The sequence below is a fragment of the Corynebacterium sp. HMSC036D02 genome, from assembly GCF_001836165.1.
In the GTDB taxonomy this organism is placed as follows: domain Bacteria; phylum Actinomycetota; class Actinomycetes; order Mycobacteriales; family Mycobacteriaceae; genus Corynebacterium.
Window position 1 is genome coordinate 42,490 of sequence record NZ_KV827677.1, and the last position, 13,813, is coordinate 56,302.

The window sequence follows — 13,813 nt, forward strand, 5'->3', positions numbered from 1 at the left end:
TCACGCGGCGCTAGTCCGCCACTCGGCGAAGGACGGCGAAAAACATTGCATCTGTGCCATGGCGGTGCGGCCACATTTGGGCAGAAAGCTCGCTGCCGAGGTCTCCCATGTCAGGCAGCACATCGCGCGCATCCAGCTCCTCGATACGCACCTCCGCCCCGGCTCCATGGCGCTCCAAGGCCGCATCCACGATGCCCCGGGTCTCACGCAGATCGGGCGAACAGGTGGAGTACACCACAACACCACCGGGGCGCACGAGCTCCAACGCCGATTCAAGGAGCTCGGTCTGGAGTTTGTTGAGCTCCGCAATATCGGACTCGGCTTTGCGCCAACGGGCTTCGGGGCGGCGGCGCAGTGCACCGAGGCCGGAACAGGGGGCGTCGACAAGCACGCGGTCGAAGCCTGCGCCGAGACTCGGCGCACGGCCATCCGCACGATGCACATGGACGGGTAGATCACCCACCGTCTTTTCCACCAAGGTGGCCCGATGCGGAGAGACTTCTACGGCATCGACCTCTGCCCCCTCTATGCGGGCGATGGCACCCATCAGCGCAGCCTTACCACCGGGGCCCGCGCACAGGTCCAACCAGCGTCCGGTGTCTTCGCCGATGAGTTGAGCTTCCGTCACTGCGCGTGCGATGAGCTGCGATCCTTCGTCCTGGACCGCTGCCAACCTTTGGCGGACAGGCTCTAACGAGCCCGGGTCACCCTGCTCAAGATACACCGCATACGGCGAATAACGCCCTTCCTCACAACCGGTAATGAGAGCAAGCTCTTCGGCAGAGATTTCGCCGGGCCGTGCTACCAGATGCACCAGGGGCCGCTCAGAATCCGCTTCGAGTGCACGCTCCAGTTCCGATGTCTGCTCGGCGTTGAGCTTGCTCTTACCAGCGGTGTCCAGCAGGCCCAAGGCGCGTCCGAAGGAGCGGGCAATCCACTCCGGGTGAGCGTGACGGAAGGCCACGGCCGCGATCTCTTCCTTCGGAGAAAGTTTGTCTAGCCACTCGTGCGCAGGCGTGCGGGTGATGGTGCGCATAATGCCGTTGGCAAAGCCCTTGGCCTTTTCGTGGCCAGCTGCCTCCACGAGGCGGACGGTGGTATCGACCGCCGCATGCGCTTCAACGCGGGTGTACAGCACTTGGTAGGTGCCCATTCGCAAGGCGGTGAGAACGTCAGGTGCAATGGCCTCTAAGCCGCGCGAAGCGCACTCGGCGATAACGGCATCAAGCACACCTTCGCTGCGCAGCGTGCCGTAGGTGAGTTCCGTAGAGAAGGCTGCATCACGGCCGCTCAGGTTGTTCGCACTCACTGCCTTTGGCAGCGTGAGGTTGGCAAAAGCATCATCGGCCTCCACGCGCTGCAGCACTTCGAAAGCTACCGCGCGTGGGACATCGACTCCGCAGTGCCGCGCTGCGGACATGAAGGACGCCGACTGTCCGTCCCGTCGGTTGTTATGGCGCTGCCCGCCTCGATGCTCTCGCTTTCCTTTAGCCTGGCGGTTCGTACCGCCACGTGCGGTTCTGCGTCCACCGCCGCGCTGCTGTTCGGCGCGCTCGGAGCGAGCTGCCGGATCACCGGACTTACTGCGGGATCGGAAACCTCTACTCATGAGAACTTCACCTCATTCTGGCCGCCCTCTGCTGCCTGGGCAGCCTGGCTGGAAAGCCCTCGGCCCCAGTCGGCGGCATTCATCATCTTCTTACCTGGTGGTTGGATCTGGCCTAGGCGTACCGGGGTGCTCCCAGTACCGACCATAACCTCCTTCTTCGCCACGTGTACTTCGCCCGGTTGCAGCGACGTCAACGCGATAGCGTCTGGCAGCTCCTCTAATTCCGCTGGCTCCACGACGCTGACCGGACCCACCTTTAAGCGCGACTCCCCTAGCAGAGTCCACGCGCCCGGCCCTGGAGTATGCGCGCGGACGTGGCGATCGACAATGTCGGCCTGCGCGGTCCAATCTATCCGGGCGTCTTCCGTGGAAATCTTGTGCGCGTAGGTGGCCTCACCCTCCTGCGGCTGCGGGGTGATGCTGCCATCTTCCAAACCATTCATCGTCTCGACGAGAAGATCACCGCCGGCATACGCCAACCGCGTCAGCAAGTCATCCGCGGTATCGGTGGGTTGGATTGTCTCTTCCATGGTGGCCAAGATGTCGCCGGTGTCCAGACCTTGATCAATGCGGAAGGTAGTAGCACCTGTTCGCTTATCTCCCGCAGCAATGGCGGCCTGCACTGGGGCGGCACCGCGCCACGCTGGAAGAAGGGAAAAGTGGAGGTTGACCCAGCCGTGCCGGGGAAGGCTCAACAGGTCCTCGGTGATCAGATTTCCGTAGGCGACTACCGGAATCGCCTCGGGGGCGATCTCTGTAAGCCGTGCACGCAACGCATCGCCGTCCTCGGTGCCCTGCTTGAGAGTGGTTGGCGTGAGCACCTCGATGCCGTGTTCCTCAGCTAGGGCTTTCACGGGGCTCGGGTGCAAGCTGCGTCCGCGACCACGGCGGGCGTCGGGCCGAGTGATGACTGCAGCTACTTCATGATGGGACTCGATGAGCTTCTGCAAAGCCACAACAGCGGGCTCGGGGGTTCCGGCAAAAATAATGCGCACTGTGAGAGCAGGCCTTTCTTAGTTCACGTTGTTTGGGTTCTAGTTTTTAATCGATGCGTGGCCGCACTGTCGTTCGAGCGTGCGGCTATGAGTTGAACCACTCCGCTTGGCGGATGGTCTTCATGGATTCTTTGCGCAAGTCGTCGCTCAGGCGCTGGAGGAACAAGACACCGTCCAGGTGATCTGTTTCGTGCTGTATGCAGCGCGCCATAAGCCCCGAAGCCAGCATCGATACAGGCCGGCCCTGCGGGTCATAGCCGCGCAGTCGCACCGTGGAGAATCTCTCGGTGGCCTGCGAAATACCTGGGATGGAGAGGCAGCCCTCAGTTCCTAACTGCGTTTCCTCCCCAACCGCTTCCCACTCCGGGTTAATAACCGCACCGCGCAGGCCGTGCTGGAAGTGCGAGCAATCGAAGACAAAGATGCGTTTGGTCACGCCGATCTGGTTGGCAGCTAATCCGACTCCCCCAGCATCTTCCATGGTTTCCAGCATGTCCTGGGCCAAGCGTTCCAGTGACGGCCCGAACTCGGTGATCTCCTCGGCACGGGTGGTCAGGACCGGATCGCCATAAAGGCGAACCTCGCGCACGGTCATAGTGGTACTCCTCGAGGGCTAAACAGTGTGTCGGCTACCGAGAATAGTTCACCTCCAGCAGCGCGCGCCCGCCAGGGGTGAAAAGGAAGCACCTGTTAACCAATGTTGATTGGATCCACGGTAATGCGCAGCGGCAGCACATCCTTGCGTGCACTGCGCACGGAATTAGCCCTTCTCAAAGCCTGACCAAGCTCTGAACGCGGACCTAGCGGGGTACGAATCAGTAGGCGCTGCGGCTCACCGCCGCGCTCATGGTCATAGTCACCGGGCAAGCTCACTCCCGGCGGCAACGGGACGGGTCCGAGAAGCTCCGCATGTTCCGGCAGTTCCGCCAACTCCAAAAAGGCATCGAGGGAGGCATCGGCGCCGTCGACGGCCGCCATATGCACGGCCGGTGGAAAGCGTACCTCACGGCGTGCCTGCAATTCTGCTGCTGCAGCCCCCACCATGTCCCAGCGGCTCAAGAAGCCCACTAGTGGCAGCTGCTCATCGGCGGCAACAATCCCCACACCGCCGTCGCGAGCCGGCGCGACGAGAGTGGCCGCAGCCGCCCACTTGGCCAAAGTGTCCTCCGTGGCTCGCAGATCCTGGCGGCCCAGCAGCGCCCCGGTTTCCACCAAGAGAGCGGCGCCATAGAGCCCGCCCTCCGCGATGCGCGGTTCCGCGCCGGGTGTGGCGATAACCAGCGCGGGGCCGGCTGGGATCTCATCGAGGATGGTGGCGCCGCCCGACTGAATCACCCTGGTATTAGGAAATGCGCGGCCCATCTCTTCCGCTGTGCGCTCAGACCCCAGCACGATGGCGCGCAGCCGCGGCGAGCCGCATTCGGAGCACCGATAATGCGCGTCGACGCGCCCACACCACCGGCACGTGGGCAGCGCAGCCGAATCTGTCGATTCATCCCTCGAAGCACCAGCGGAAGGCAGGCCTAAGGGGCCATTGCAATGGCGGCAACGCGCCGGGGACGCACAGTGCCCACACGCCAAAATCGGCGCGTATCCCTTACGCGGGACCTGCACGAGAACGGGCTCACCGCGATCGAGCGCTGCACGTGTGGCCTGAAATGCCGGGCCGCTGACAGCCGTGGTCCCGCCCTGCATGTGGCGGGCCAGATTAATCCCGTACGCACCCACCGCAAGGATATTGGGGCGCCTCTTCTCCAGCGCCGTATCGCTAGGGAGAAGATCGTGAGCCCACCCCGATTCAACAAGCAACTGTGCTTCTGAGGTGCGCGCATGGCCGGCAAGGATAAGGCTGCAGCCTTCCTGCGCCGAGCGGGTGCTGAGCACCTCCCGCGAATGGGCATAGGGCTTGAGGTTATCTACCAAATTATCGTCGCCGTCATTGAGAACAACGGCCAGCTTGAGGTCCTTGACTGGGGCGAAGGCTGCGGAGCGAGTACCAATGACGATCCGTGCTTGACCAGTTAAGGCGGAAAGGTAGCGACGATAACGGGCCTGGGGCCCAGTACTATGTGCGAGGACAGTGATCTGCTTGGCGGAGACGTGGCGGCGAAACGCCGCCTCCAGGCAATCCAAGTCACGCTGATCGGGGACGACCATGAGCACGCCCCCGCCCTGCAGCGCCACGCTGGTGCCGAGGGCTGCCAAAGCGCCGGCCCAGTCTTCCCCGGGTGCAATCTGCCAGGCTGCCCGGGCAATGTGCCCCGACAAAACCGAATCTACGAAGGACTCACCGTGCTGATAGCCCGACCACGCGGAGAGATCCGGATGCTCGGCAGTACCAAGTTCCTCCCACGGCGTATCGACGTCCGCTTCTTCGGCCTTGGCGTGGCGCGCCGGGATCGCGGTGCGAATGATGTCGGAGCGCACGCCGCCATAACGCGCCGCGAGGGATTCGATGAGCGCCGACATTGTCGGGGTGTACACCGCGTAGGGAGAAATGACGCGGTCGATATAGCGAAGCGAACCCGCGTAGTCGGAATCGCTAGCTCGCGACAACAAGATGGCGTCTACCAGACGGCCGTTGAACCGGATACGCACCCGTACTCCGGGCTGGGCTGCCTGTGAGTCCGATTCATCGATGAGGTAATCGAACTCTCGGTCTAGGTGAGCTACCCCTAACAAAGGCAACACCCGCGCAACCGGTTGCTGGGCGGCGGGTGTCTTCTTGGGCATAGGGCCCGATTCTACAGGTCGACGGCGCGGCGCAGGTCGTCGGCTCGCGAGGTGTCCTCCCACGGCAGTTCGACATCGGTGCGCCCGAAGTGTCCGTAGGCTGCAGTCTGGCGATAGATTGGGCGCTGGAGGTCGAGCTCGCGAATAATCGCGGCTGGGCGCAGGTCGAAGACCCTATTTACCGCTGTCTGAATGTCAGCATCGCTCAAACCCTCGTGGGCAGTGCCGAAGGTCTCCACATACAGACCGACCGGCTTTGCACGTCCAATGGCGTAGGCAACCTGTACCTCGGCGCGGTCTGCCAAGCCAGCGGCCACGATGTTCTTAGCCACCCAGCGCATAGCGTAAGCCGCGGAACGGTCCACCTTACTTGGGTCCTTACCGGAGAACGCACCGCCGCCGTGGCGAGCCATACCGCCGTAGGTATCCACGATGATCTTGCGGCCGGTCAAGCCCGCATCACCCATCGGGCCACCCAGAATGAAGGAGCCGGATGGGTTGATGAGAAGCTCAGTATCTTCGGTGTAGTACTGGCCCAGGTCAGCATCGCTGACGACCCACTCGACGACGTGGGTGCGAAGTTGCTCGGCCAACCACTCCTGGGTCACTTCCGGATCATGCTGCGTGGAGATGACGATCGTCTCCAAACGTGTCGGCACATCATTTTCGTCGTAAGCGAAGGTGACCTGAGTCTTTCCATCCGGGCGCAGCGAAGGCACAATGCCTTCCTTACGGACGTGGGTAAGACGGCGCGAAAGGTGGTGAGCCGTCGAAATCGGCAGCGGCATAAACTCTGGAGTTTCGTTCGTTGCGTAGCCGAACATGAGGCCCTGATCACCAGCGCCATACTGGTCATCATCCTCAAACGTTCCCGAACGCACCTCTGTGGAGGCGTCGACGCCGGCCCCAATCTCTTGGGACTGTTCACCAATGGCCACGTTGACACCACAGGTATGGCCATCAAAGCCCACATCGGAAGAGGTAAAACCGATCTCTACGAGGGTCTTGCGGACGATCTGCGGGATTTCAACATAACCGGAGGTACGCACCTCGCCCACGACGTGGACTTGGCCCGTCGTCACGAGGGTCTCCACAGCAACGTGGGCGTCAGGATCTTCCTCCAGAAGGGCGTCAAGAATGGCGTCCGAGATCGCGTCACAAATCTTATCCGGGTGACCTTCTGTCACGGATTCGCTAGTAAAAAGGCGCACTGCCTGAGCAGCTTTATCAGTCACAAATCTTCCTTAAACTAATTCTGCGCGCCGTGGGCAGGACTTCGCCTCGCCCACGCCTCGGCTGTTAACACCGCCCCATCGTAGACCAAGCGGTCTACAGCTGCAAGAACGAGTGCTACTTTTCCAATATTTCATTCACCACATCAAGAATCTGTGCGGCCACAACCTGCTTTGAGCCCGGGGCAACCACCACTGGTTCGGAAGAGCGACGAAGGATCCACCCGGCACTTGTGGCTTGGCCAAAGACCTTGCCCTCCCCGACCTCGTTAGCCATGAGCACATCACAGCCCTTCTTCATAAACTTCTGCTGGGCATACTCGAGCACGCTAGTAGTCTCATCACCAGTCTCGGCAGCAAAGCCAACGATGATTGCCTCGCGCTTTAGTTCACCATTCTCTCGCCGCTGCACCAGCCCCTTGAGTATGTCCGGGTTCTCCACTAGCTCCAGGCTAGCCAAATCATCATCGGCTGCGCCCTTCTTCATCTTCGAATCCGCGACGGACGCTGGACGGTAGTCGGCGACAGCCGCGGCCATGATAATGATGTCGGCATCGGCAGCTTCCCTATTCATCGCCTCCTGCATATCCCGCGTCGATGTCACGCGCACCACGGAAGCGCCTGCAGGGATGGGAAGCGCTTCAGTATTTCCAGCGACAATAGTGACATCCGCCCCGCGTTGCGCAGCGATCTCCGCCAAAGCAAAGCCCTGGCGTCCAGAAGAGCGGTTGCCAAGGTAGCGCACTGGATCGAGGTTCTCTTGGGTACCTCCGGCAGAGATCACAACCTTCCGGCCCTGCCAATCATGCTCCACGCGGTACCCCGCGATAATCGTGCGAGCAAACTCCGCTATCTGCTCCGGATCCGGCAGGCGGCCGGCACCCGTATCCGTGCCGGTGAGACGACCATGCGCCGGCTCCATCACGGTGATGCCGCGGCGGCGGAGCGTGGCCACATTCTCCTGGGTTGCTGGGTTCAGCCACATCTCAGTATGCATTGCGGGGGCAATGATGACGGGGCACGTAGCAACGAGAATAGAAGCGCTCAACAGGTCGTCAGCGCGGCCACAGGCCAACCGTGCGATAAGATCCGCGGTGGCAGGGGCAATGACGACCGCATCAGCCTGCTGCCCCAAGGAAACGTGTTGGACCTCATCCACGGCATCAAAGACGGTTGTGGAGACGGGATGTCCTGACAAAGCTTCGAAGGTGGCTGCCCCTACGAAGTTCAACGCGGCCTCCGTGGGAACGACGCGAACATCATCGCCGTGCTCTTTAAAATCCCGAATAAGGTGACACGCCTTATAGGCAGCAATTCCGCCTGCCACGCCGACAAGGATCCGGCGGCTCCCCGTGGACTTGGCCGGCGCAGGTCTCAACTCTGAACTATCTGGGGTTTTCTGTACGTCCTTCACTCGGCCGATAGTACCCAAGACACAGCAAACCCACCGAAGCGTCTGGGAAACACTTGGGTGGGTTTTGATTCAGAATGGCGCTAAGACACTTGAAGAAGATGCCCTTTTGCCTTCACGATGAACGGGCTAGTTGCCTTCCTCGTGGTCCAGCAGGCCAGCGTCAATCTCGCGGAGGGCGATGGACAGCGGCTTCTCACCCGGTTCCGGGGTTACCAGCGGTCCGACGAACTCAAAGACGCCTTCATCCTGTTCCTGGTAGTAGCTGTTGATCTGGCGTGCGCGCTTAGCGGCGAAGATCACCAGAGCGTACTTGGACGAGACCTTGCCCAGCAGTTCATCAATCGGCGGATCGGTAATACCCGTCGGCGGATCGAATACTGGCTCCGGCTTCACGGCCTCAGAATTGGCAGGTGTGGTCACGTTGGTCACATGCACCTTTACTGTTGGTAGATGGTCAAAATCGTGGTCTATCCACGCAGGATAGCACTAATTGCAGCAACGGCCTCATCGAGATCTTCATTCACAACGATGTGGTCGAATTCCTTTTGCGCGGCAAGTTCCGTCTCTGCAGTATGCAGTCTGCGGTCAATGACATCCTGCGGTTCGGTCCCGCGCCCAGTCAGGCGTTCAACCAGAACTTCCCAGGACGGTGGGGCAAGAAACACGGTTTCCGCCTCCGGCATCGCCGCCTTCACGTTGCGAGCGCCTGCAAGATCAACCTCCACCAACACCGGACGGCCGGCCGCCATCGCTTCCTGCACCGGCTGAGCCGGCGTCCCGGAGCGCTGCAAACCACCGTGGATCTCAGCCCATTCGAGCATGTCACCGGCATCAATGTGTTCTTGGAAAGCCTCCGGGGAGACAAAGAAGTAATCCACCCCATCAGTCTCGCCGGGACGGGGTTGGCGCGTCGTCATTGAGACGCTGAAGTAGAGGTTGTCAACATCATCACGCAGGCGCGAAACCACAGTGGACTTACCCACAGCGGACGGCCCGGCCAAAACGACCAGGCGCCCGCGTGCAGTTTCGTCAGCCATTGTGCTAATTACTCGCCGTAGCCGAAACGCTCGAGCAGGGCGCGACGCTGACGGTCACCCAGGCCACGCAGGCGGCGGGTCTGAGCAATCTCCAGGTCCTCCATGATTTCCTTGGCCTTGACCTTGCCAACCTTCGGCAGAGCCTCGAGGAGAGCGGAGACCTTGGTCTTGCCGATGATCTCGTCGGTCTCGGCCTTCTCCAGAACTTCCTGCAGGTTGGTCTCGCCGCGCTTCAGCGCAGCCTTGAGCTCAGCGCGAGCCTTGCGGGCCTCAGCGGCCTTTGCGAGAGCTTCTTTGCGCTGCTCATCTGTCAACTTGGGAAGGGCCACGGGTTTCCTCCGATTTCATTAGTACGAACATTGTCATCTGATGGCTAGCACCAGAATCTCGGCTCACGGTGGGAAGATTTCCCCAGCGCGGGATAGCTTTTGCTACCTCCACGAACCGACTTCTGGCAATCCTAGCACTGGTCTGTACGCGGTGACGTAACGCGGCCCCTTTCTTTTAAAGGTTCCTGCACGTCAACGCACATGCCTTAAACAAAATACCAGGTAAACAGCGCTCCTGTTAATCCAGCGCGCTGTTAATTACCCGTCGTCTTAGTCCCGAAACTCTGAGGCGGTGTCGATAACGGCTTTGCGCAGGTCAGTAACCTCGGGGCCCGCCGAAAGGATGGCCCTGGAGACGTTAGCAAAGCCCAGTTCAGGCGCCGCAGAGGTGAGTTGCCTAACATCTGCGGGCGTTGCGCCTTGCGCACCGACGCCCGGCAGCAGCACTGGGCCGTTTAATTGGTCTAATGCAGGCGGAGCCTCCAACGTCGCGCCCACGACCACGCCGAGAGCACCCACGGTGTTGTTTGGCCCCGCCGCAGACGCATTGCGCTGAGCAAGCTCATCGACGACTCGTTGCGCCACGCTGCGGCCGCCCACGCTCAGCGACTGCAACGCCACGGCCTCTGGGTTAGAGGTTGCCGCAAGGACGAAGACTCCACGCCCAGTGTCCTCCGCTAGGTCGAAGACTGGCCTCAATGCACCCACGCCGAGGTAGGGCGAGACCGTTACTGCATCGGAACACAACGGCGAGTCCTCCCCCAGCCAGGCCTGTGCGTAGCCGGCCATGGTGGAACCGATGTCTCCGCGCTTAGCATCGGCCAGGCTAAGACAGCCCTGTTCCCGAAGGCCCGCCAGGGCCTCCTCGAGTACTGCGAAGCCGCGGGAGCCGAAACGCTCAAAAAAGGCCACCTGCGGCTTCACCACCGCGGCGGTCTCGGCGAAGGCTTCCACGCAACGCAACGTAAACGTGCGCAAACCGTCCACATCAACCGACAGGCCCCAGGCCTCCAGCAGGTGCGGGTGCGGGTCGATGCCCACGCACAGGCGCCCGCGCTCCGCACCGGCTGCCACGAGGCGTTCACCGAAAGACGGCGTCTTCCTAGTTTGCTGGGTCATGCTCAAGCTCCTGCAGCGCGCGTACCTTGAGGTCTCCGCGCCGCAAGGCCTCGATGCCCTGCACGGCGGCGGTCACGCCCTGGACGGTGGTCACCAACGGAATGCCCACAGATACGGCAGCAGCGCGGATGTCATAGCCGTCGTGCCGGGCGCCGGCGGAGCCTGCCGGGGTGTTGAGGATGAGATCAACCTTTCCAGCGAGAATCTGGTCCACGATGGACTCCTCGCCTTCCGTGGCCTCCGAGACCTTCACCGCCACCTCGCACTCCACGCCGTTGCGACGCAACATCTGCGCAGTACCTGCCGTAGCGACGATGGTGTAGCCCATGTAGGCCAGCCGCTGAATCGGGAAGATAAGCGTGCGCTTATCGCGGTTAGCTACGGAGACGAACACGGTTCCCTCGGTGGGCAGCTCGCCGAAGGCGGCCATCTCACCCTTGGCATAGGCAGCGCCGAAGTTATCAGCCAAGCCCATCACCTCACCGGTGGACTTCATCTCCGGCGAAAGCAAGGTATCCAGCAGCTGGCCGTCGGGGCGACGGAAGCGGTTGAACGGCAACACAGCTTCCTTGACGGCAATCGGGTGCTCCAGCGGCAGGGAACCACCGTCGTAAGTCGACGGGATGATGCCTTCTTCGCGCAGCTCGGCGATGGACGCCCCCAGCATGACGCGCGCGGCGGCCTTGGCCAGCGGCACGCCGGTGGCCTTGGAGACGAAAGGCACGGTGCGGGAGGCACGAGGGTTGGCCTCGATGACGTAGAGAGTGTCATCCTTCAGGGCGTACTGAACGTTCATCAGGCCCTTGACGCCGATGCCGTGCGCTAGGCGACGCGTCGACTCCCGCACCTTCTCAATATCCTCCGGGCCCAGGGTCATCGGCGGCAACGCGCAGGAAGAGTCACCGGAGTGGATACCGGCCTCCTCGATGTGCTCCATCACGCCGCCGAGGTAGACCTCCTCGCCGTCGCACAGCGCGTCGACGTCAATCTCAATGGCGTTATCCAGGAAGCGGTCAACCAGGACCGGGTGATCCGAGGTGATCTCGGTAGCGCGTTCAATGTAATCGCGCAGCGAATCTTCGTCGTAGACGATCTCCATGCCGCGGCCACCCAGCACGTAGGACGGGCGGACCAGCACCGGGTACCCGATGTTTGCGGCAACCTGACGCGCCTCTTCAAAGGAGGTAGCGGTGCCGAAGGCCGGTGCGGGCAGCTCGGCTTCGGCGAGAACCGTGCCGAATTCACCGCGATCCTCGGCCAAGTCGATGGCGGCGGCCGAGGTTCCCACGACCGGAACGCCAGCAGCCGTCAGGCGCTCAGCCAGGCCCAGCGGGGTCTGTCCACCCAGCTGAACGATGACGCCGGCAACCTCACCACACGCGGCTTCCGCGTGGTAGACCTCCATGACATCCTCGAAGGTCAGCGGCTCGAAGTAGAGGCGGTCTGCGGTGTCATAGTCAGTCGATACTGTCTCCGGGTTGCAGTTGACCATGACCGTCTCGTAGCCCTTACGGGAAAGCTCCAGGGCGGCGTGCACGCAAGAGTAATCAAACTCGATGCCCTGGCCGATACGGTTCGGGCCGGAGCCCAAGATGATGACCTTGCCCTTGGTCTTCTCACTGCTCTCGCGCACCTCAGACTCAGCGTTCGGGTCCATTTCATAAGCGCTGTAGTGGTACGGGGTCTGGGCCTCAAACTCACCCGCACAAGTGTCAACGGTCTTGTACACTGGGCGAATGCCCAGAGACCAGCGCAGGGAGCGCACGCCGTCTTCACCGGCAAACTCTGGGCGAAGAGCCGCGATCTGGGCGTCGGACAGCCCGAAGACCTTAGCGCGGCGCAGTAATTCAGCGTCCAGGACCGGCGCGCTCACGAGCTCCTCGCGGAACTCTACGAGCGCCTCAAGCTCGGCGAGGAACCACGGGTCGATGTGCGAGTGCTCGTACAACTGCTCCACCGTGGCACCAAGGCGCAGAGCCAGCTCGACATCATAGATGCGGCCCTCGGTCGGGCGCTCCAGGTCCTTGAGAACGGCCTCCACGTCCGTTGCGCGCTCCCCAGCGAAATACTCATCCGGCTTGGTCCAGAAACCAGAAGGCTTGCCCTCCAGCGAGCGCATGACCTTATTCAGGCCAGAGATGTAGTTGCGGCCGATACCCATGGCCTCGCCCACAGACTTCATCGTGGTGGTCAGGGTGTCATCGGCGCCCGGGAACTTCTCAAAAGCAAAGCGCGGAGCCTTGACAATGACATAGTCAAGCGTTGGCTCGAAGGCCGCCGGGGTCACGCCGGTGATATCGTTTCGCACCTCATCCAGGGTGTAGCCAATAGCCAGCTTGGCAGCCAGCTTGGCAATCGGGAAACCGGTGGCCTTAGAGGCCAGCGCGGAGGAGCGGGACACACGCGGGTTCATCTCAATGGTGATGATGCGGCCGTCATCCGGGTTTACAGCGAACTGGATATTGCAGCCGCCGGTGTCGACGCCGACCTCGCGGATAATGGCGATACCCTGGTCGCGCATCTTCTGGTACTCGCGGTCCGTGAGGGTCAATGCTGGGGCCACGGTAACGGAATCACCGGTGTGAACGCCGAGGGCGTCGACGTTCTCGATGGAGGCGATGACCACCACGTTATCGTCGCCGTCACGCATGAGCTCAAGCTCGAACTCCTTCCAGCCCAGGATGGACTCCTCAATGAGGACGTTCGCCTCCGGCGAGGCAGCTAAGCCGCCGCCAGCAATGCGCTCAAGGTCCTCCTCGTTGAAGGCCAGACCAGAGCCCAGGCCGCCCATGGTGAAGGAGGGGCGTACAACGACCGGGAGGCCAAGCTCAGCGACGGTCTCGTGGACCTCCTCCATCGTGTGGCACACACGGGAGCGCGCGGATTCACCGCCGATGGAGGCGACAATATCCTTGAACTTCTGGCGGTCCTCGCCACGCTCGATGGCGTCGATATCAGCACCGATGAGCTCGATATCGTACTTCTTCAGAATACCCAGGCGGTCCAGCTGCACCGCGGCGTTCAGAGCGGTCTGGCCGCCGAGTGTGGCCAGCACCGCGTCGATTGGGTTTCCCTCTTCCTTTTCCTTCTGGAAGATCTTCTCAATGAACTCAGGCTCAATGGGCTCCACGTAGGTGTGGTCGGCGAATTCCGGGTCCGTCATGATCGTTGCCGGGTTGGAGTTGACCAGCGTGACGCGCAGGCCTTCTTCCTTGAGCACGCGGCAGGCTTGGGTGCCGGAGTAGTCAAACTCGCAGGCCTGACCAATAACAATCGGACCGGAGCCGATAACCAGGACGTGATTGATGTCGTTGCGCTTTGGCATGTGTTGCTTCTTCCTCTTCC

Annotated in this window: 11 protein-coding genes; all 11 read right to left on the reverse strand. The window is 61.7% G+C overall.

Annotation, left to right across the window (positions count from 1 at the left end; translation table 11 throughout):
- Window positions 1–10: 10 nt before the first annotated feature.
- Window positions 11–1,609 carry an RsmB/NOP family class I SAM-dependent RNA methyltransferase gene (locus HMPREF2743_RS05750; protein ID WP_070528464.1) on the reverse strand — a complete coding sequence of 533 codons (1,599 nt, stop codon included), beginning with the start codon at window positions 1,607–1,609 and terminating at the stop codon, window positions 11–13.
- Complete coding sequence (gene fmt / locus HMPREF2743_RS05755) at window positions 1,606–2,604, reverse strand: methionyl-tRNA formyltransferase (RefSeq protein WP_070528465.1); 999 nt, start codon at window positions 2,602–2,604, stop codon at window positions 1,606–1,608. Before fmt ends, HMPREF2743_RS05750 begins: the two co-directional genes overlap by 4 nt.
- An 85-nt stretch (window positions 2,605–2,689) precedes the next feature.
- Window positions 2,690–3,199 (reverse strand): peptide deformylase, encoded by a 510-nt coding sequence (gene def / locus HMPREF2743_RS05760; RefSeq protein WP_070528468.1) that lies wholly within the window; start codon window positions 3,197–3,199, stop codon window positions 2,690–2,692.
- A gap of 95 nt (window positions 3,200–3,294) precedes the next feature.
- The gene (locus HMPREF2743_RS05765) at window positions 3,295–5,337 is read right to left on the reverse strand and encodes a primosomal protein N' (RefSeq protein ID WP_070818362.1); all 2,043 of its coding nucleotides are present in this window, start codon (window positions 5,335–5,337) and stop codon (window positions 3,295–3,297) included.
- A gap of 11 nt (window positions 5,338–5,348) precedes the next feature.
- Entirely contained in the window at window positions 5,349–6,572 is a 1,224-nt protein-coding gene (metK, locus tag HMPREF2743_RS05770; RefSeq protein ID WP_070818363.1) for a methionine adenosyltransferase, read from the reverse strand.
- A 115-nt stretch (window positions 6,573–6,687) separates the two neighbouring features.
- Entirely contained in the window at window positions 6,688–7,947 is a 1,260-nt protein-coding gene (coaBC, locus tag HMPREF2743_RS05775) for a bifunctional phosphopantothenoylcysteine decarboxylase/phosphopantothenate--cysteine ligase CoaBC (protein ID WP_070818364.1), read from the reverse strand.
- A gap of 162 nt (window positions 7,948–8,109) precedes the next feature.
- Complete coding sequence (rpoZ, locus tag HMPREF2743_RS05780; protein WP_010186799.1) at window positions 8,110–8,412, reverse strand: DNA-directed RNA polymerase subunit omega; 303 nt, start codon at window positions 8,410–8,412, stop codon at window positions 8,110–8,112.
- A gap of 38 nt (window positions 8,413–8,450) precedes the next feature.
- A complete protein-coding gene (gene gmk, locus HMPREF2743_RS05785) occupies window positions 8,451–9,020 on the reverse strand; it encodes a guanylate kinase (RefSeq protein ID WP_010186800.1) in 570 nt (189 codons plus the stop codon).
- Between the two features lie 8 nt (window positions 9,021–9,028).
- Entirely contained in the window at window positions 9,029–9,349 is a 321-nt protein-coding gene (gene mihF / locus HMPREF2743_RS05790) for an integration host factor, actinobacterial type (RefSeq protein WP_010186801.1), read from the reverse strand.
- A 270-nt stretch (window positions 9,350–9,619) separates the two neighbouring features.
- Window positions 9,620–10,468 (reverse strand): orotidine-5'-phosphate decarboxylase, encoded by an 849-nt coding sequence (pyrF, locus tag HMPREF2743_RS05795; protein ID WP_070528478.1) that lies wholly within the window; start codon window positions 10,466–10,468, stop codon window positions 9,620–9,622.
- Window positions 10,452–13,793: a carbamoyl-phosphate synthase large subunit gene (gene carB / locus HMPREF2743_RS05800; protein WP_070818365.1), complete on the reverse strand. Its 3,342-nt coding sequence runs from the start codon at window positions 13,791–13,793 to the stop codon at window positions 10,452–10,454. The genes pyrF and carB overlap by 17 nt, the downstream gene beginning before the upstream one ends.
- Window positions 13,794–13,813 lie beyond the last annotated feature (20 nt).